Below are 20,469 nucleotides of genomic sequence, written 5' to 3'. Positions count from 1 at the left end.
GAACAGATGAAGCATGGTTAGAACAAAACCTGCTAGCTATGGCTAGCAGGTTTTTTATTCATTTAATCTTATGGTTAAATGTTGCTCTCGTTAGACTTACTTCGTCGATAATGCATCCCATACACTCATCAGTTGAGTGATGGCAGCATCCATTGCTTCGTATGAAACACCGTCCCGGGCTTGTGTCGAAATTCCTTGCAGAAATGTTTCGAATAAGGTTACCAGCATGGGGATATCCGTTGAACCTGGCAGCTCTCCATTGGCTACGGCCCGCTCGATACACTCTTTTAGCCAACCGTTGACCCTTGCTCGTTCCTTGGCAAGCATTTCTCGGATGTGTTGTTGCTCCGGTGAACAATTCACAGCGGACAAAATCAACAGACAACCGAGAGGATGGGAACTTTCTGTCTGCATTCGAGCCGATCGTCGAAGCCCTTGTTCGATGGCCGCCTTGGATGTCAGGCTTGTATCCCTGAAACTTTCCGAAACTTGTCCATAAGTAGAGATATACCGATCCATCACTTCTCGGAACAGGGACTCTTTTGATTCGAAAGCGGCATAGAAACTCGCAGCAGATATATCGCCCATGGAAGCACGTAACTGAGCAAGCGAAGTGGATTCATAGCCGTGTTCCCAGAACAGAAGCATGGCGGCAGCAACTGCCTCGTCACGATTAAAAGCGCGTGGACGTCCCGTTCGTGCCATATAAATGCCCCTCCTTTATTAATTTTATACTAATCGATCCAGAAGTCCTTGACAAGGGAGGAGGATTAAATTTAATATATGGAATGATCGATCCATAATTAAATTGGTCTTGAGGAGGAATTTATTTTGTCACAATTATCATCTTCAAAGGGTACGGCACGAACGGGCAATATGCCTGCCAGGCTTCCTTGGTTAGCACTACTCGCGCTTGCGATGACAGGTTTTATTTGTATTTTTACAGAAACCATTCCGGCCGGTTTATTACCGCATATAACGGCAGGTTTGAATATTACAACAGGGATGGCCGGACAGCTTGTAACTTCCTATGCTTTGGGTTCCATTGTGGCGGCAATTCCGTTTGCCATGTTTACCGGTGGGATGAGGCGACGTCCGCTTCTGCTTGCCATTATTGCAGGCTTTTTCATCTTCAACTCGATTACCGCACTGTCAAGCAGCTATGCATTGACTATGGTCGCTCGATTTTTTGCCGGTGTATCAGCTGGTGCCGCTTGGGGGATGATTGCCGGGTACGCACGGCGTATGGTTCCGGATGCCTTAAGAGGCCGTGCCTTGGCAGTCGCAATGGTTGGCACTCCGATTGCTCTTACATTAGGCGTGCCGGTCGGCACCTTGCTCGGAGATCTGATCGGTTGGCGCCTTGTATTCGGACTCATGTCTCTTCTGACTCTCGCATTAATTGGATGGGTTCTGTGGCAGGTGCCGGACTATCCCGGGCAGCCTGCACATCAACGTATGACGATCCGTCAAGTATTTGTTATGCCCGGCATCCGTCCGATTCTTATGGTGGTACTGACGTGGATGCTGGCACACAATATTTTATATACGTATATCGCGCCGTTTCTTGAGCCTTTGGGACTGTCTGGGCGTGTTGATCTGGTCCTGCTTGTATTTGGAGCATTCGCATTGATCTCGATCTGGATTGTGGGTCTGTTGATAGATCGACACCTACGCCTGCTTGTGCTTCTTAGTCTGCTCGGCTTCCTGCTAGCAGCCGCAGCACTATGGACGGGCGTCACATCGGCATTCATTGTTTATGCGGTCGTGGCATTATGGGGATTTACCTTCGGCGGTGCCGCCACCATGCTGCAAACAGCGCTTGCCGATGCAAGTGGTGAAGAAGGTGTGGATATCGTCATGCCGATCAATACCACAGTCTGGAATCTGGCCATTGCTGGTGGTGGAATAGTAGGCGGCGCTTTGCTGGAGTTTATTGGAGTCAAGTCGTTTCCGGGAGTGCTGTTGATTCTGCTGCTCATTGCATTGGCTATTGCGTGGAGTTCGAAGAAACATGGCTTTCCCAGCAAGCCATACCGAATTGGATAGCCAAATTTATATATGATGTTATTATGGATCATAAGAATATGGATTAGAGTGACAGGAGGGCGGATGGACCCAAACATTAAATTAATGTTCTTGGACGAACATGCCATTGAAGGCGCAGCGCAGTTCGGAGTTAGCCCCAAGGAGCTGACCTTTATTGGAGGATTTCAGAACTTTATATATTCCTACGATCGCAATGATGTGAAATATATCCTCCGTTTCACACCGAGCACTCATCGCACAGGGGAAGGACTTGCAGCTGAAATAGAATGGATTCGTTATCTATCAGAGAATGGTCTGGCAGTCTCAGACTCGATATCTTCGATGAATGGAAACGACTTCGAACGAATCCGAGGAAATCCTATTGATTTCTTCGTGACCTCTTTCAGATATGCGCCTGGTCGTAAAATCGGATACCCAGAATGCCTAGGCAATCCCTTTCTTTACGAACAATGTGGACGCCTGACTGGCCGTCTCCATGAACTGTCGAAGCGTTACAAACCCAAGGTAAACAGACACACTTGGGAATACAATGAATACCTCTTACAGGCCCAAAAATATATACCGGAAGAGCACCTACCCATTCTTCTTGCGCTTGATGATCTTAAGAGACATTTGTCGAGTCTCCGTGTTACGACTGATAATTTCGGTTTGATTCACGGAGATATCAATGTAGGAAATTTTATGGTTGATGAAACGGGGGGGATAACACTCTTCGACTTTGACGAATGTCAGTATAGTTGGTATGTCGAAGACATCGCGATCCAGCTATATTACCTGCTGTATGTATTTGGGGAAGATTCTAAAGTTGAACGAAAGGCGCAGTACGAGCTTTTCATGAAACATTTTGAGCGAGGCTATACAGAGGATGGCCGTCAAATGCCTGAGGGCTGGAAGGATCAGTTGGGGCTTTTCCTGAGGCTGCGTGAAATTATCGTAGTCGTCGGCATGCACCGAAGCTGGGATTTAAGTCAACCAGACGATTGGACTCGCGACTTTTTAAGGGATAGCAGGATGCGGATTTTAAAAGGAGTTTCGTTGATCGACGAATTCCAGTCATCCTAAAAGGGAGGATAGGATGGAACAAGCTTTAATAAACATTTCAAAACTGAAGGCTGTGGAAGAGGATGTGTTTATCTCTAGCCCAACGTTAAGAACAATCGAGAACACCAATATAATTACATATGGTTCGGATATTGGATAATTCTGGGCTGTGATTGATGTTATAATCAAAGTGGACGCTTTATTTCGAGACGAGGGAGGAGATGACGGCTGAACAAGCGTACATGGTATATCTTTCTGGCAATTTGTGTCCTGATTCTAATCAGCGCAACGATATATTCGGCGGCTCAAAACAGAACATCGTTTAAGGAGATGGTGCTCGATCAGTTGATTGAGCCTAAGACCATCAGCCATATGAGTGTCAGGAAAAATCGGTTCCGTCCGAACGAGCAAGAGATACAAATTACAGATCCCGCGGAGATCGAGCGGATTATGAACAGCTTTTCCGAAGTCATACTGCGTAAAACCAGCAGAGTGGATTACGGTAGCGAAGAATATGAAGTTTGGTTTCAGGGCCGAAACGGCCCGACCTTCGCTGTATACTTCTTGAGTCCAGACCACGTGCGAATCTATAACGGTTCGAGCAATCACAAAAGGTATGGCAAGGAGTATAAAATCGTAAACGACTTCGATCGTGGGGTCATCGAAGATCTATTCAAATGAACGAATGAGGGGAAAGGTCATTGGGACGATGACTTTTCTCTTTTTCATTGTGGAAACCCAAGGCCGTTTGAAGATCATCTCAGTCCGTATCATTTTGATCATCCTCTACTGTTTGAAATAAATACTGGAATGTTCGTTCCGATTGGTATATACTCATGTAGAAAAGGAGGAGGTATCGATGGGACGGACCAAGGAATTTGACCGGGAGCAAGTACTGCGCAAAGCGATGATCGTTTTTTGGGAAAAGGGATATGAAGCTGCAAGCATACCGGATTTATTGGAATCCATGGAGTTGAGCAGATCCAGTATGTACGAAACGTTTCAGGATAAACAGACGCTGTATTACGAGGCCATCCAATATTATAAAAAAATGTCGCAAAAAAAACGCGATCAGATGATACATGCAACTTCTGCGATCGAGGGGATCCGCCAATATTTCGAGCTGCATATCATGAACGCTTTTGCCACGCACGGTGAAGCTTTCCCCAATGGATGTCTGATTACGAATGCTTCCGTTGGACTGGATACCGTGGATGAGCCCTTGCAGAATACGATTCGTCAAAGCTTTACGGAATTAGAGCAGCTGTTTTATGAGACGTTAAAGAAAGGGCAAGAAACGGGAGAAATAGCCCCGGAGAAAGATATTAAAATGTTATCGTACCTGCTGTTGAATCTCAACCATAGCATTAACGTAATGGCCAGGATCCAAAGCGATATCCATAAAGTCCATGGTATGATGAACGCGGTCTTCGAGATGCTGTAAACCTATTTTTTTCAGCGAATCGGAATGATCGTTCCGAAAAACAACCCCCTTGAGTTTGAGCATAGGGGGCAAGCTATCTCCATACTGGAACGATCATTCCTGTATTGTAATGCAATAATTCATAAAAAAAGGAGTGCTTAACATGAATGAAAACGCAAAGGAAAGGCTGGAGAAATCAGTATCTACATGGATCACGCTGATTCTTGCTGTTGCCTGTGGTTTGATCGTTGCAAATCTTTATTATACTCAACCATTAATTGAATCGATCAGCTCGGCCATCGGGTTATCTTCGGAAGCCGCAGGTTTGATCGTGACGCTGACCCAAATCGGTTACGGGATCGGCTTGTTATTTATCGTCCCCTTGGGAGATTTACTTGAAAACCGTAAACTGGTGGTTACGCTGCTGATTCTGACATCCATTGTTTTAATCATCGCCGCCGAAGCTCAAAATGCGGCTCTGTTTCTTGCCGCCTCCTTGTTTATAGGCGTCGGGGCCGTCGCGGCCCAGATCCTGGTTCCTTATGCAGCGCATCTTTCCCCTGAGGAGACGCGCGGTCGTAATGTGGGCAACGTAATGAGCGGTCTGTTATTGGGAATCATGCTGGCCCGTCCGGTTTCGAGCATGGTGGATAAATATTTCGGCTGGCACGCTATCTTTATTATTTCCTCCGCCATGCTCTTGGCACTGGCTCTTGTCTTGGCAAAAGTCCTTCCTGCAAGGCGGCCTCAAACCACAGACAATTATCCGGTCATCATCTCGTCCATGCTGCAGCTGCTCAAGACGACGCCGATTCTGCGGCGGCGCGCACTGTATCACGCGTTTTTGTTCGGCATGTTTAGTCTGTTTTGGACAACGGTTCCGCTCGTTTTAACGAGCCCGGTGTTTCATTTTTCTTCTACAGGCGTAGCGCTGTTCGCTTTGGCAGGGGTTTCCGGCGCGGCGGCAGCGCCTATTGCTGGCCGCTTTGCAGATAAAGGCCTGATCCGTTCGGCCACCGGATTGTCCATCGCGTTGGTAATTGTTTCGGGACTTTTACCGATTATGTTTCCTGGAGGTTCTATATTCTCTATCATTATCCTCGTCATTGCGGCTATTCTGCTCGACATGGGCGTGTCCGCCAATTTGGTGTTGGGACAGCGAGCGATCTTCTCTTTGGGGGCTGAGGTGCGCAGCCGGCTGAACGGCATGTATATGGCAATCTTTTTTGCGGGTGGAGCCATAGGCTCCGCAGCCGGGGGATGGGCTTATGCCATGGGCGGCTGGAAAGCGGCGATGTGGGTTGGCGTTCTGTTCCCGTTCTTGGCATTGCTGTACTTTTTGACGGAAAAAAGAGGGGAGCACGGCGATGTAAGTTGAATGATGGTGTCGAGTCTATCGTGCTATGCGACATTGATTTTTTAAATGGCTCTATTTGAGCCCGTGAATATATCGGAGTCCACGTTTGCCATAGCCGCGTAAAATCGCGGCTTTTTTAATTTTTTTTGTGCAGCCATAATTAAAACATGAATCGAAATAGTAGTCATTTTAAGGGAAAATATGGATCTCCTTTTGCTTTACCGATAGCATTTCGAATCTTCTAGTGTGTTATTCTAGGTTGGTCAAAAAGACTAAACGGTTAAACAAACGGGGGGATTAGGTGAATCAGGAAATCGCAGCCGATATCGCTAAGGAGTTCAAAAACAACCAAAAAGTGCTGATCGCCATCGGTGATGAAACTAGACAAGCCATTCTTAAAACATTGATAGAGGGACCGCAAAATCCCGGAATGCGAGTGGGAGAGATCAGGTTGAATACTCATCTATCTCGTCCAGCCGTTTCTCATCATTTGAAGATTTTAAAAGATGCTCAGATTGTAAGTGTTCGTAAAGAAGGGACCATCAATTACTATAGGCTGGATTCGAAAAGCAAGCTTCAGTCTTTAAAAAATCTAGTTCATGAAATCGAAAGAGCGTTGTTGCAATGTGAATAAATCGTAAGAACAGAAGGAGTGGTCACAGATGTATCGAACCGTCGAGGCGGCAAACGGTGTTCAAATTCCTCAGCTTGGTTTTGGCGTATATAAAATCGAGAAGGGAGCGGTCTTTGAAAAAAGCATCGCAGCGGCAATTCAATCAGGATATCGTCATTTTGATACAGCGAAAATATACGGCAATGAAGAAGCGTTGGGACGAGAATTGCAAAAAAGCGGTCTTCCGCGCGAAGAGTTTTTCATTACTTCCAAGGTATGGACAACCGATCTTGGATATTATGCAACGAAAAAGGCGTTTGAGCAGACCTGTCGGAAACTGAATGTTACGTATCTCGATATGTATTTGATTCATTTTGCTGGCCCTCATTACGAGAAAGCATGGGCGGCAATGGAGGATTTGTACATGGAAGGGAGAATTAAAGTCATCGGCGTAGCAAATTTCGAAATCGAGCATTTGGAGCATCTCAAAAAGCAATCTCGGATATCACCGATGATCAATCAGATCGAAACGCACCCAGAGTTTCAACAACACGATTTGCATGATTATATGGTTCGTGATTGGATACTGCATGAAGCATGGGGACCACTGGGACAAGGAAACAAGGCCTTGCTGGAGCATCCGGTTCTCGTTGAGATTGCCCGTAATCATCAAAAGTCAGTTGCACAAGTCATATTACGCTGGCATATAAACCGTGGAATTATTATCATCCCCAAATCGTCAAATTTGCAAAGGATAAAGGAAAACAGCGAAATTTTCGATTTTGACCTAAACGAGGAAGAAATGGACCGAATCCGGCAGCTAGACACGGGTAAAAGATATTCCGTTAACCCGACTGGCTACATGATAAATCCGATTTACGTCCAGTTGATGAAGCTATTTGCAAAATAGGCTTGGTTGGATATTAAACGAAATAGCACAATCTAGTTGAACAGGAGGATTGAATGCTTTTATGGTACACTTCTAATTAAGAAGTTTAGGCAAGTAAGGAGTGGAGCAGTTGTTTGCTGAGCAGCGGCATCAAATCATTATTCAGAAACTGAATCAGGACAAATCGATTCGAGCGTCGGAGCTCATGGAGCATTTCGGGGTTTCGTTCGAGACGATCAGACGTGACCTGGAATATTTGGAAAGCGAAGGCTATCTGCGGCGGGTGCACGGCGGGGCGATTCTGAAAGAGCCCGACTATAGCCGGGAAATCCCGCTGCCGATCCGCGAATCGATATATATGGAAGAGAAGGCGGAGTTGGCCCAAATCGCGGTAAGTTATGTGACCGAGGGGATGTCCATCGCGCTTGACCCAAGTACGACAAACACCCAGATTGCGAAGGCGCTGAAAGCCAAATTCGATCGATTAACCGTGATTACGAACTCGCTTCCGATCGTGAACGAGTTGGTTTCGATGCCAGGGTATACGGTGATTATGACCGGGGGCGTTATTCGTCACGAAGAGCAAAGCATCATCGGGGATTTGGCGGAAGAGTTTACATCGCGTTTTCATGCAGATTTGTTCTTTATGAGTATGAGCGGGGTTACGTTGGAAGCAGGGATTACAGATTACGGAGTCGGCGAAATTCAAGTGAAAAAAATAATGCTCGCGAACGCGAAGCGCTGCATCGCCCTCGCAGACAGCAGCAAGTTCGGACAAAATTCATTTATTAAAGTATGCGGAGCAGTGGAAGTCGAACGCTTTGTGACGGATTCCAAAATCGACCGGGATATCGTTGAGCAATTTCGCAAGAACGGCATCGAAATCGTATACAAATAATTAAAATCCTATGAACGATTCTTGGTTTCCACGAACCAGGGATCGTTTATTTTTATATTTTTAGGCGGTTTTGGTTATAAGGGATTGTATTCATGTGTGTTTACGTGTTTATGTGTTTCCATGTTCCAATAATGAAAAAGAGAGTACAAGATCGTGATTCATTAGGGCGTCCATCCATTGAATTGAATAGGTAGTTCATGAACTATTCGAGGCATATTCAGTCAACAGACTTCGCAAGAAAAAAGGTTGTAAATCATAAATAATTGTATGTGATTGATTGTATATATGTGGTATTATCTGTATTAATCAAAGGTCGATAAAATAAACGATTGCTTTTCAAAGGGAGGAGAAACCAATGAAAATCCACTTTCTTGGAACGGCTGCAGCGGAAGGATTTCCAAACCCGTTCTGCCGCTGTGACGCCTGCTGCAAGGCGAGGTCGCTTGGAGGAAAAAATATTAGAACAAGAAGCTCTATATTGATCGACAATATGATCAAGGTTGATTATTCTGCAGATTCCCATATGCAGGCGCTCCGAGATCGGATCGACTTGGGCGCGGTTGAGCACCTATTATTCACGCATACGCATTACGACCATTTTCAGCCATCGGACCTGTACAACCGAATTGAAGGATTTGCGCACGGGATCGATCACCCCTTACATATCTATGGCAACGATGCTGCGATTAATCAGACCGTTACTGCACTGGGTCCGGACGCTGGAGGCAGGTTTGCGTTCCATTTATTGCGCCCGTTCAAGACGATTTCATTGGGCGATACACGAGTCACCCCTTTGCTTGCGAATCATGACCCCATGGAAACTTGTTTGTTGTTTTACATAGAAAAAGGGGGCAAAACGCTATTTTACGGCAATGACACCGGATGGCTTCATGACGATACTTGGGAATGGCTTCAAGGCAAAAGGATCGATATGGCGATCCTTGATTGTACGCATAGCTATACTTACAATAAGCGAAATCCAAACCATATGGGGATTGAGAGTGTGCTGGAGGTTCAGCGCGTATGGCGGGAAGAAGGTACCCTTGGACGTGACGGTCTTATATATGTGACTCATTTTACACACAATTCCGATTTTCTGCATGATGATTTTGAACGCGCTTTCGAACCCGCGGGCATTAAGGTGGCTTACGATGGCCTGATCGTCGATCTATGACGAGTGACAGCAGCAACGCAATAGAACAGCGCCAGATTAGGATTGTCGGTATCGTAACGGCGCTAACCCTCTTCGGCGACTCGATGCTGTACATTGTCCTCCCCGTGTATTGGAAGGAAGCGGGACTGGACGCCCTTTGGCAGGTAGGCGTGCTGTTGTCCGTAAACCGACTAGTAAGGCTGCCCCTTAATCCTGTCATTGGCTGGCTGTATCACCGCATGTCGCTTCGTACCGGTCTGTTCATCTCTGTTTTGTTAGCGGCTCTTACCACAGTGGGATACGGCGTCTTCAAAGGGTTCGTGCTTTGGATAGCTTTGCGGGCGGTCTGGGGAATTGCATGGTCCTTGATGCGAATGGGCGGATATTTGACCGTTATTCGATACTCCGACGATACCAATCGAGGGCGATTTATGGGAACGTATAACGGATTGTGGCGTCTGGGCAGCCTGGTAGGCGTGCTGTTTGGAGGGTTTCTCGTACCCATGTTCGGACTGCAGTCCGTCTCGATAATCTTTGGCATGATGGCATTGGCCGGACTTCCGTTGATCGCGGCATCCATAAGCCCGGGGAAAGCATCCGGTACACATCAACTGGAATTACCTCCCGGTAAGACAAAAACGGTATGGTCGCTGCAGGTAAAGAAAATCGTGATAAGCGGATTAATTATATCCTTGCTGCACGCCGTGTTCGGCGCGACGCTTACGTATCTCATTGATACGAGTTATCCAAAGGGAATCCCGTGGTTCGGTCTGATCATCGGCAGCACGGTGTTAGGCGGCGTATTGACAGCACTTCGCTGTGCTTGGGAGCCGTTCTTGGCCCGATGGTTCGGACAGCGTACGGATGGGCCGAGAGGAAGGCTGCCATTATTTATGCTCTCGCTTGCGGGTGCGGCAGCGGGTTATGCGTTACTTCCGTGGCAGCTGCCGCTCGGTATTTGGATTGTTATTGTTATTTTTGTCATGATCACAAGCACTGCGCTTGGCACCATTATGGACGCCATGGCTTCTGACGCTGCGAAGAGCACTTCCGTTATTACAGTCATGACTGCTTATTCCGTATCTACCGATTTAGGGGCGGCGATCGGCCCGACGTTAATTTATTGGGTGGTCGGCTCGCAGTATGGCGTGACATCGATGTATTTGGCGTGCGCTGCTGTATTCGTTTTGATCGGGTTATGGTATTGGAAGGAATATGTGACAAAGGGGCGGGTATATCTTGGAGAAAAAGCTGAAGTTTCGTGAGGATGGAACGTTTGTCATCGTACAGTTTTCTGATGTAGAGTTTATTGACGCTGAGGACCTCGATCCGGAGACGCCGCTTCTCGACTCGATGACGAAGGCGACGATGGAGAGAGTCATTGCGATTGAGCAGCCGGATCTTGTTGTGTTTGCAGGCGACTTGACGGCAAGCGCTAGAAGCAAAGATCCGCTGCAATCGTTCCGCAGCGCGGTCGCTGTCGCTGAGGAAAACCGCGTAGCATGGGCGGCTGTGTTTGGCAATCATGACTCGGAAGGGAGCGTACCGCGTAAGAGGATGCATGAGGAGCAGCTCCTGCATGAATATTGCGTAGCCAAACCGGATCCTCCGGGCGTAAGCGGAGCCGGAAATTATGTGCTGACGGTTGACGATTCCAAGGGAAGGCCGGCAGCTTCGTTGTTCTTCCTCGACAGCGGTGATTACTCACCAATGGATGCGGTGGGCGGATACGATTGGATACGCCGTGATCAAATCGAATGGTATGCATCTGAATCTCGGCAATTAGCCGATCGAAATGGTGGAGAGCCTTTGCCTGCACTGGCTTTTTTCCATATTCCGCTCCCGGAATACAAAGAGGTGTGGAAGACGAAGGTGTGCGAGGGGCACTGCAGCGAATGGATCAGCTCGCCTGAACTGAACTCCGGCTTTTTCGCCGCCATGGTGGAGATGGGCGATGTTATGGGTACGTTTGTCGGACATGATCACTCGAATGATTACTGCGGGACACTGCATGGCATTCGTCTTTGTTATGGGAGGTCTACTCGTTACGTTAGTTATGTAGACGGTGTGCGCAAAGACAAATTTCCGACGGGCGCAAGAGTCATTCGATTAAGTGCGGATGAGCGACAGTTTGAGACATGGATCCGCCAAAGCGACGGACTTGTCGCGGAATTGCCGCTGCATGAGCCGAATGCTCGGTAAGTCACCCTATTCCACGCAATTTCTCTTCGCCTGAATATAGAATTCCTAAAGAGTTCTGAATAAGCTGCGAATCTTCTTCCGTTCAAACTGAGCCATATTCAATCTACCTCGTTCTTTGAGAATGTTGTTGTGATGCACCATGCAACCTGGGGATTGAATGTGGCTTCTTCTCGATCTCGCGTTTTGCGAGATGACGTTTTTTTAACAAAGCAAGGATTGTCGTTGTTATTAAGGCCTGAAGTGGATCATTCGGATGGCGACAAAACCGCCGGGAAAGGGGTGATGAAACAGACGGAATTCATACAAAAGGATGCTGGTGCTAACCGTCGGCAGTCTAATTTGAATGATGGAAGGTGATATTGTGATGAACTTACGTTGGCGGAAATGCATTGTGGTTTCTCTTCTCACCAGTTTCATGCTGTATCCCATTTTGTTGTTTACCGGACCGGTACAAGCATCAACCGCTGCAGACGAGTTCGATTTGCTGAGGGAGAGGTGGCATGTATATTTGACCGGGGGGACGGCAAGCGATACGTCGGACCCGGAAATTGCAGCGAAAATCAGCCAAATTGAAACCAACGCGAACAAGTACTGGTCAGCGATGAACACAAACGCCGGACGAACTTATCTCTGGAGCGATCTGGCGAATTGGAGTGTCTCCAGCACGATTTCATCCAACTATGTAAGGCTGAAGGAAATGGCACTGGCCTATTCCACAACGGGGTCTTCCCTCAAAGGGGATGAGCAGCTGGCTGCAGACATTCTAAGTGGATTGGACTGGATGTATGCGAACAAATATAACGAAACGAAGAGCGAAACCGGAAATTGGTGGGATTGGGAAATCGGCGTGCCGATGAATCTGACGGATGCGATGGTCTTGATTTATGATCAAATGTCCGCAACGCAAAAAGCAAACTACACGAAGGCTTTGGACAAATTCGTTCCGGACCCAACCTATCGCACAAATTCTCCCTCACTCCGGGAAACCGGTGCGAATCGGCTTGATAAAGCGCTAATCGTCTCTTTGCGCGGGGTGCTTAATAAGTCGGATGCCAAGATTGCGCAAGGCCGTGATGCGATCAGCCAGGTGTTGTTGTATGTACAGAGCAGGGACGGGTTTTACGAGGATGGTTCGTTTATCCAGCATGACTATGTCGCGTATACAGGAAGCTACGGTGCCGTCCTGCTCGAAGACATGGCGAAGCTGCTGTATCTTCTAGGCGGTTCGAGTTGGGATGTGACGGACCCGAATATCGCTAATGTCATTCGTTGGGTAACAGAGGCTTACCGCCCTTTTCTGTATAAAGGCGCCATGATGGATACGGTGCGAGGGCGTGCGATATCACGCGAAAATTCACAGGATCACCAGGCGGGGCGGAAAATTCTGGCGTCACTTGTCATGCTGGCCGACGGTCTGAACGCTCGGGATGCCGCAACGGTTCGCCAAATTGCCAAAGGCCAAATGATGTCGGATACAACGTTCCCGAGTTATACGGAGGGGTTGTCCATTTTCAGCATCGGCAAAATTAAAGCACTGCTTGGCGATCCATCCGTTGAACCCGCAGGCGATATGATCGATACCCATGTATTCGCAGGGATGGATCGCGCCGTACACTTAAGGCCTGATTTCGGCCTGGCGCTTGGTATGTTCTCGACGCGGATTTCGGCTTTCGAATACGGCAACGGCGAAAATACCAAGCCATGGTGGCAAGGCGCAGGCGCCGCCTACTTGTACAATGCGGACCAGACGCAGTTCTCGGGGGCCTATTGGCCAACGATCGATCCGGTGAGATTACCTGGAACGACTACGGACGGCTCTACGGGGAGCGTGGGCTCGTTCAGCTTCAAATTCAACACATCGAATTGGGTAGGCGGTTCATCGATTGATGGCCCTTACGGTACGGTCGGCATGCAATTTTCAATGGCGAAAAACACGGGTACTCCGTTATCCGGCAAACAGTCATGGTTTCTATTCGGCGACAAATATATAGCGCTTGGATCCGACATTTCGAGCACCGGAGGTCGATCAGTAGAGACGATCGTTGAAAATCGCAAGCTGAATGAGAGTGGTTCGAACACGTTGACGGTAGATGGAACGGTTAAGCCTGCTGCGACGGGGTGGACGGAGGCGATGACAGGCGTTCAGTGGGCGCATCTGTCTGGAAGCGTACCCGGAGCGGATATCGCGTACGTATTCCCTGGAGGGGCGACGGTCCATGGTCTACGAGAAACGAGATCCGGGTCCTGGAAGGATATCAACACCGATGGAAGCGATAAGCTTCTATCCGCGCAATACGCCAGCCTTGCGCTGAATCACGGTATTGATCCCGTGCAAGCTTCCTATGCCTATGCCGTTTATCCGGGGGCAACAACGAGTGAGGCGGCCGGTTATGCGGCGAACCCGGGCTTTACGGTTTTGAAAAACACGGGAAACGTACAGGCGGTTATGGATACCACCGATCAAATGGTGGTCGGCGCCAACTTTTGGAAGGATGCGGTTGAAACCGTTCAAGTGAACGGAGCCGATTACTTAACTAGCAATAAGAAATCATCTGTCACCATCGTTGAGAGCGAAGATGTGCTGCAAATCGGGGTTTCAGATCCGACCCAGGCAAACGGAGGGACTATTGAAGTCGAAATTCACCGTGCGACAACCGGCGCGTTGCTGCTCGACCCTGGGGTTACAGTGAAGCAGTTTGCACCGACGACGGTATTGGAAGTCAATACGGCGGGAGCGATCGGGAAAACGTTCCTGGCTAAGCTGAGCACAGGGTCAACAACGCCGCCAGTGGCGCCACAATTGATCGAAGCCTTGCCAGGACCTGGTTCAGCTGCGCTGAAATGGTCCGCAAGCGCAGGAGCAACAGGATACCGAATTTATTACGGGACAGCGCCCGGCAACTATACGAATACTGTGGATATATCCGCAGTCAGCGGAAATAACCAGTATACCGTTACAGGGCTAACCGATGGGACAACTTATTATTTTACGGTAAAAGCCCTTAACGGCGCCACTAATGAAAGCGTCGCATCCAATGAATTATCCGTAACGCTTGGATACGCAATCTTGCCTTCCGACGATACCTACGTGCGCAGCGGCTCTTATGCAAACACCAATTTCGGATCTTCCGATCAATTGGTTATAAAAAACGATCCAAACGCAGGTTATCACCGGTACTCCTATTTGAAATTTGATTTATCTCATCTACCGGATCAAGTCAAAAGCGCGCAAATCCGCCTGGTACCGACAAGTGCCGGACTCGCAAACACACAAGGCGTCGCTTTTGAAGTTAGCAATCATGCATGGAGCGAAAACAGCATGACATGGAACAACAAGCCTGCCGCCGGCAGCCTAATCGGAAGCTGGACCGTCCCGGCTGCCGGGACGCCGGCAATCTTGGATATAACTGCACAAGTGAATGCAGCCATGGCTGGTGATCGTACAATCGCCGTTCAGCTCGCTCAAACGACCAACTATGGTTCGACCGGCTGGGTGATTTACGGCTCAAAGGAGCATACGAATGCAGCTTACCGGCCTGTGCTTCTGTTCGAGCCGCAGGATACGGCTGCGCCAAATACGATCGCGACATTATCCCCGGAGAAGCCGGACGGCGATAACGGTTGGTATGTCCAGCCTGTAACGCTAACGTTGGCTGCGGAGGATTCATTATCAGGGGTAACCGAATCGGTATACAGCTTGAACGGTGGAAGCTCATGGCAGCCGTACACTGGACCTGTTACATTCAGCCAAGACGACAAATATACAATAAGCTTTCGATCAAAGGATGATGCGGGTAACGTAGAGCCCGCGAAGATGATTGGATTTAATCTGGATACAGAGGCCCCTCTTATTACGTTTGGCGATCCGGCGGGAGAAAGCTACAGTATTGATCAGGACTTATTGCCGCAATTTGATGTAAGCGATGATTTGTCCGGCGTCGATTCTAAGAAGACAACTTTGTTGCTTGACGGTCGGCCTGTGGAACAAGGCGCAACGATTCCACTGTTTACATTGCCAGTGGGCAGTCATTCATTAGAACTTACAGTTTACGATTCAGCAGGAAATATGGGGAGAGCCAGTGTGGATTTCCAAACGACGGCGACTACAGAATCGCTCAAAGCGCTGGTCGCAAGGTTTGAGAAGGACGGCTGGATTGACAACAACGGCATCGCAAACAGCTTGAGGCAAAAGCTCGACCAGGGTGAACTGATCAGTTTTATTCACGAAATTCAAGCACAGAGCGGCAAACATGTTCATAACGATGCTGCACATTACTTACTTCAGAATGCACAGGCATTGAATTAACATGGCAGTCGCGAAGTAACAAAATCTTGCATGGGCCATTTAGCCTGTGCTTTTTTTTGTCCATATAAGGAGGAGACTTATGGAAATAATGTGAAAACTCGAACCTACTTAATTGAAAAGTTCGCGGAGTTATTTAATGAAAAGTATTTTGACGGTCTACGTAACTTTAAACACTTGAGTTCATTTTTGCACAAAAGGGTCTCCATGAATTGAACTGTCTTTCATGAATTGCCTGTGGGTATAATCGAATTGCAAAAGGTACCACACTAAACGGCAAAGGAGTTGATGCCGTATTCTGGACGAAAGAAGTACCCGGATATTGACGCTGCTTCATGAGGCGGCTGATTATGTGTCGCTGGAAGAACTGATGCAGAAGGTCGGCATCTCCAGACGAACTGTTTATTATGATATGGAAAAAATAAACGACTACTTGAAAGCGGTTCATCTTCCGCCGGTCAAATACGTCAGGACAGTCGGCTATTATTTGCCGGATGAAAGCCGGTCCGGTCTTCCGCAGTCGACCGGGAAGCCTCAAACACAGCAGTATTATTTGTCTCCACGGGAAAGAATGGCCTGGATGTCGCTTTATCTGTTATCGGCTGAGGCTCCGCTCTTTGTTCATCATTTTACGGACCTTTTGCAGGTTAGCCGAGGGACTGTACTCAAGGATATGAATATGGTCCGGTCGGACATGAAGATTTCGAAACTTAAAGTAACCTACGACCGCAAACGGGGCTATGGCGTACATGGGGAGGAACGTGACAAACGGAAGGCCATGAGCCATTACTTCGGACAGATTTTCGGCCATGCCGGCTGGGAGCAGGTATTTAACCGGAATCCGGAATCGGAAAGTCCGGATCTCGCCCAAAACTTATTTCCCCCTATGAAGTCAGGTCACCTGAAGCGGGTGTATCGCCTGATCTCGGATAGCGAAATAACGCTAGGCGTAGATTTGACGGACGAGATGCTATTTCATTTGACGGCACGGTTCCTGTTGTATGTAAGGCGGATTCAGACCGGGCAGCTTATTTCGATAGATGAAGATGAACGAAACGTGCTGCGGAGGAAACCAGAGTACGAAGTCGCCGCAGCCCTTGCCGAGGGTCTTGGCCAAATGTTCGGCGTCTCCATCCCGGAAGAAGAAATTTGCTACTTTACGATGCATTTACTGGGAGCCAGGGTTAACCGGATGGAACAGATGACCGGATCCGAAGAAGTGCTTAAGCAGCTTCGGCAAGTGACCAGGCAGATGACGGATGATTTTCAGCGTTACGCCTGCGTCTTCCTGCCGAACCGGGAAACGATGGAAGAGAATCTGCTTGTTCATTTGAAGCCCGCGTATTACCGGATCGTATACGGACTCGGTCTTGAAAATCCGCTGCTCGAAAATATCCTATCCAAGTACAGGGAAGTGTTCGAGCTGACCAGCCGATCCGCGGCTCCGTTCGAACAACTGGTTGGACGTCAACTTGACGACAACGAAATCGGGTATCTCGCGATGCATTTCGGCGGCTGGCTGCGCAGAGAGAACACGAAGCCGGCCGTTCGGCGACAGGCAGCCATCGTCTGCGTCAATGGCATTTCCGCTTCGCGAATGCTGAAATCGCAGCTGGAGAACCTCTTCTCGGCAGTGGATATTACGGCGGTGCTCTCCCTGCGGAATTACGAGTCGTTTGATGAAGAACATGTTGATTTTATTTTCTCAACGGTTCCATTGCCGGATAGCAAAGTGCCCGTTCTTTTAGTGAATCCGATTCTCAGCGATAAGGATAAGGAGCACCTGCTGAACCAGGTCAACCTGGTTGCCGGCCGTAATTCTAAGACCCCGGCGTACTCGGTTCAAGCGCTGCTGGACATCGTCCATAAATACGCCGCGGTTAGGGATGAAGCAGGACTTACGGAGGAGCTGAACCATTACTTGTCCGTTGGGAAAACATGGCTGAGTGAAGCACGCAAGCCATCTCTATCGGATCTGCTCACCGGACAGATGATCCAAATGAAAAGAAAAGCGGCCGACTGGCGGAGCGCCATACGCGATGCCTCCGAGCCCCTGCTGAAGGATGGGCGCATCGATGAAGCCTATATCGATGCGATGATCTCCAAAGTCGAGGCGCTCGGCCCTTATATCGTCGTTGCTCCGGGTATCGCGATTGCGCATGGCAAGCCGCAGGATGGTGTCCGGCGTCTGGGCATCAGTCTGATGTGGCTGGAGGAACCTGTCGCCTTCTCAGAAGAAGCAAGGCATCAAGTTCAGATCATTCTGGTACTGGCGGCGATTGACGGCGAATCTCACCTCAAAGCGCTGTCGGAGCTGACCATCCTGCTCAGGGAGAAGGAGAGCCTGATCCGTCTGAAAGAGGCCAAGACGAAAGAACAGATACTGCAGCAATTACACACCGGTCTTTAGCATCGATTAGAATACCGGATTTGGGAGAGATGAGAATGAAATTTTTGGAACCGTCACTAATTGCCTTGGATGTTGAGGCCGAGACGGCCGAAGAAGCCATCCGCTTAGCGGGAGAACTGCTGGCGAAAGCGGGTACGGCGGAAGAACGTTATGCCGACGCCATGGTGAAATCTTATCGTGAAAGAGGCCCGTACTTTGTTCTTGCACCCCATATCGCACTTCCGCATGCCCGCGCGGAGGATGGGGTGAAGGAAGCGTCCGTCTCACTGATTAAATTGAAGAAACCGGTCGTATTCGGCCATGCGGCCAACGACCCGGTACAGCTTGTATTTGCGCTTGGCGGCTCCTCAAGTTCGGAGCATATCGCCATGCTGCGCAAGCTGACCACCTTGCTGAGCAGCCCGGGCAGCATTGAACAATTCATGCATGCAACTGATGTAGAGACAATCCAACAACTCATTAGGGGGAACGAACAATGAAAATTTTATGCGTATGCGGTCTTGGTCAAGGAACGAGTTTGATTCTGAGAATGAATGTGGAGAACGTGCTGAGCGGCATGGGAGTAAGTGCCGACGTGGAGCATACGGACGTGTCAACGGCATCCGGAACCGCAGCCGACTATATCATTACAAGCAACGAGCTGGCCCAAAGCCTTCAAGGGCATGCGGCCAACATTGTGATCGTCAACAACTATTTCGACAATAACGAAATCAAACAGAAGCTGGAAGAAGTGCTGTAAACCATTAGAAAGGGAGAGGGCATATGGACGTACTTTTTTGGATTGCCACCAACATTTTTGGAACGCCCGCCATTCTGCTCGGATTTATCGTTCTGGTCGGCCTTCTGCTTCAGAAGAAATCAACGAGCCAGCTTGTAAGCGGCACCTTTAAAGCGATCATCGGCTTCCTCATCATCGGTGCAGGCTCTGATGTCATCGTGAAAGCCTTGAATGTATTCGAGCCGATGTGGAAGGAAGTCTTCGGATTGGAGAGCGGATCTCTCGGTACCTTCATGGGGCAGGAGGCATTCAATTCCAAATTCGGCAGCGCCGTTACGCTTGCCATGCTCATCGGCTTTCTAATCAACGTTCTGCTGGCACGCTTCACCCGGTTTAAATTTATTTACCTGACCGGGCACATGATGTTCTGGACGTCGACCGTTTTTGCGGGCGTGATCGTTCATGCGGCCAGCGGTATCTCGATCTGGAAGCTGGTGCTGATGCTCGCTGTGGTCCTTGGTGTGTACTGGACGTTCCAGCCGGCTCTGGTTCAGCCGTTCCTGCGTAAAATCACGGGCAACGATAACATTGCGCTTGGTCACACCTCGGCCTCGGTTGCCTTGCTTGCTGCTTTGTTCGGTAAATTGTTCGGCAACAAAAACAACGATTCGGAGAAAATCAAAGTACCAAAAGGCTTCGAGTTTCTTCGCGATTCCAACGTCATCACTGCGCTTAGCATGGGGGTTTTGTTCCTGATCGGGGCCATTATTCTATCAACAAAGGGCACGCCGGCGGCTGCGGAACTGATGAAACAATCGGGTGACCAGAACTTTATTATCTACTCCATTATCCAATCGTTCACATTCGCAGGCGGAATCGCCATCGTTCTGATGGGGGTTCGGATGTTTGTCGGCGAGCTGGTTCCGGCCTTCAACGGGATCGCTACTAAACTGGTACCAGGCGCCAAACCGGCACTGGATGCGCCAGTTGTGTACCCTTACGCACCGAATGCGGTGGTTCTCGGCTTCCTGGGAGCTTTCGCCGGAGCGATTATCTGGCTGCTTGTACTTGGCAACACCGTTTCATACATTTTCGTGCCAACGATGATCGTTTTGTTCTTCCATGGTGCTACGGCGGGGGTGTTCGGGAACTCGACAGGTGGTGTCCGCGGGGCCGTTATTGGCGGCTTCATCACTTCAACCGTTGTAGCTTGGGGACAGTTTCTGATGGTTCGCTTCTTCATCGCCTCGACGGTACCGGATACGGCCATGTGGGCAGCTGATTCCGATATGTTCATCATAGGACCGATTCTGCACTTCCTGGCGAAGCTGTTCTTTTAGAGGTTATTCAAAAAGCAGCTGACTTTTTGAATTTTGAACACGCACTTTTGGAGCCGGCCAGGTTCTAATTTTA

17 protein-coding genes are annotated in these 20,469 nt (G+C 48.8%); 16 read left to right on the top strand and 1 reads right to left on the bottom strand.

Annotation, left to right across the window (positions count from 1 at the left end):
• Window positions 1-96: 96 nt before the first annotated feature.
• Window positions 97-705 (bottom strand): TetR/AcrR family transcriptional regulator, encoded by a 609-nt coding sequence (locus ACQKPA_RS22345; RefSeq protein ID WP_427494704.1) that lies wholly within the window; start codon window positions 703-705, stop codon window positions 97-99.
• 126 nt (window positions 706-831) lie between these two features.
• Here ACQKPA_RS22345 and ACQKPA_RS22340 point away from each other — a divergent pair, with 126 nt between their 5' ends.
• The 16 genes from ACQKPA_RS22340 (at window position 832) to ACQKPA_RS22265 (ending at window position 20,396) form a co-directional block, all read left to right on the top strand.
• On the top strand, window positions 832-2,049 hold the full coding sequence (locus ACQKPA_RS22340; protein WP_427494703.1) for an MFS transporter: 1,218 nt from the start codon (window positions 832-834) through the stop codon (window positions 2,047-2,049).
• A gap of 63 nt (window positions 2,050-2,112) precedes the next feature.
• Complete coding sequence (locus ACQKPA_RS22335) at window positions 2,113-3,111, top strand: phosphotransferase enzyme family protein (RefSeq protein WP_427494702.1); 999 nt, start codon at window positions 2,113-2,115, stop codon at window positions 3,109-3,111.
• Between the two features lie 324 nt (window positions 3,112-3,435).
• Complete coding sequence (locus tag ACQKPA_RS22330) at window positions 3,436-3,771, top strand: hypothetical protein (protein ID WP_427494701.1); 336 nt, start codon at window positions 3,436-3,438, stop codon at window positions 3,769-3,771.
• A gap of 178 nt (window positions 3,772-3,949) precedes the next feature.
• Complete coding sequence (locus ACQKPA_RS22325; protein WP_427494700.1) at window positions 3,950-4,534, top strand: TetR/AcrR family transcriptional regulator; 585 nt, start codon at window positions 3,950-3,952, stop codon at window positions 4,532-4,534.
• Between the two features lie 142 nt (window positions 4,535-4,676).
• Entirely contained in the window at window positions 4,677-5,891 is a 1,215-nt protein-coding gene (locus ACQKPA_RS22320) for an MFS transporter (RefSeq protein WP_427494699.1), read from the top strand.
• Between the two features lie 280 nt (window positions 5,892-6,171).
• Window positions 6,172-6,504 carry an ArsR/SmtB family transcription factor gene (locus tag ACQKPA_RS22315; protein WP_427494697.1) on the top strand — a complete coding sequence of 111 codons (333 nt, stop codon included), beginning with the start codon at window positions 6,172-6,174 and terminating at the stop codon, window positions 6,502-6,504.
• Window positions 6,505-6,532: 28 nt separating this feature from the next.
• Window positions 6,533-7,393: an aldo/keto reductase gene (locus ACQKPA_RS22310; protein WP_427494696.1), complete on the top strand. Its 861-nt coding sequence runs from the start codon at window positions 6,533-6,535 to the stop codon at window positions 7,391-7,393.
• A 109-nt stretch (window positions 7,394-7,502) separates the two neighbouring features.
• Window positions 7,503-8,270 (top strand): DeoR/GlpR family DNA-binding transcription regulator, encoded by a 768-nt coding sequence (locus ACQKPA_RS22305; RefSeq protein WP_427494695.1) that lies wholly within the window; start codon window positions 7,503-7,505, stop codon window positions 8,268-8,270.
• Window positions 8,271-8,625: 355 nt separating this feature from the next.
• Window positions 8,626-9,444, top strand: a complete 819-nt coding sequence (locus ACQKPA_RS22300; protein ID WP_427494694.1) for an MBL fold metallo-hydrolase — start codon at window positions 8,626-8,628, stop codon at window positions 9,442-9,444.
• Complete coding sequence (locus ACQKPA_RS22295) at window positions 9,441-10,688, top strand: MFS transporter (protein ID WP_427494693.1); 1,248 nt, start codon at window positions 9,441-9,443, stop codon at window positions 10,686-10,688. Before ACQKPA_RS22300 ends, ACQKPA_RS22295 begins: the two co-directional genes overlap by 4 nt.
• Window positions 10,663-11,625, top strand: coding sequence for a metallophosphoesterase family protein (locus tag ACQKPA_RS22290; protein WP_427494692.1), 963 nt, complete (start codon window positions 10,663-10,665; stop codon window positions 11,623-11,625). Before ACQKPA_RS22295 ends, ACQKPA_RS22290 begins: the two co-directional genes overlap by 26 nt.
• 364 nt (window positions 11,626-11,989) lie before the next feature.
• A complete protein-coding gene (locus ACQKPA_RS22285) occupies window positions 11,990-15,931 on the top strand; it encodes a polysaccharide lyase family 8 super-sandwich domain-containing protein (protein ID WP_427494691.1) in 3,942 nt (1,313 codons plus the stop codon).
• Between the two features lie 292 nt (window positions 15,932-16,223).
• The gene (locus ACQKPA_RS22280; RefSeq protein ID WP_427494798.1) at window positions 16,224-18,338 is read left to right on the top strand and encodes a BglG family transcription antiterminator; all 2,115 of its coding nucleotides are present in this window, start codon (window positions 16,224-16,226) and stop codon (window positions 18,336-18,338) included.
• A 35-nt stretch (window positions 18,339-18,373) separates the two neighbouring features.
• Window positions 18,374-18,817, top strand: a complete 444-nt coding sequence (locus ACQKPA_RS22275; protein ID WP_427494690.1) for a PTS sugar transporter subunit IIA — start codon at window positions 18,374-18,376, stop codon at window positions 18,815-18,817.
• Window positions 18,814-19,077 carry a PTS sugar transporter subunit IIB gene (locus ACQKPA_RS22270; protein WP_427494689.1) on the top strand — a complete coding sequence of 88 codons (264 nt, stop codon included), beginning with the start codon at window positions 18,814-18,816 and terminating at the stop codon, window positions 19,075-19,077. The genes ACQKPA_RS22275 and ACQKPA_RS22270 overlap by 4 nt, the downstream gene beginning before the upstream one ends.
• A 23-nt stretch (window positions 19,078-19,100) precedes the next feature.
• On the top strand, window positions 19,101-20,396 hold the full coding sequence (locus tag ACQKPA_RS22265) for a PTS ascorbate transporter subunit IIC (RefSeq protein ID WP_427494688.1): 1,296 nt from the start codon (window positions 19,101-19,103) through the stop codon (window positions 20,394-20,396).
• Window positions 20,397-20,469 lie beyond the last annotated feature (73 nt).

The organism is Paenibacillus sp. NPDC093718, assembly GCF_050279985.1.
GTDB lineage: Bacteria > Bacillota > Bacilli > Paenibacillales > Paenibacillaceae > Paenibacillus_AQ.
This window is presented reverse-complemented; position numbering and strand designations above follow the sequence as displayed.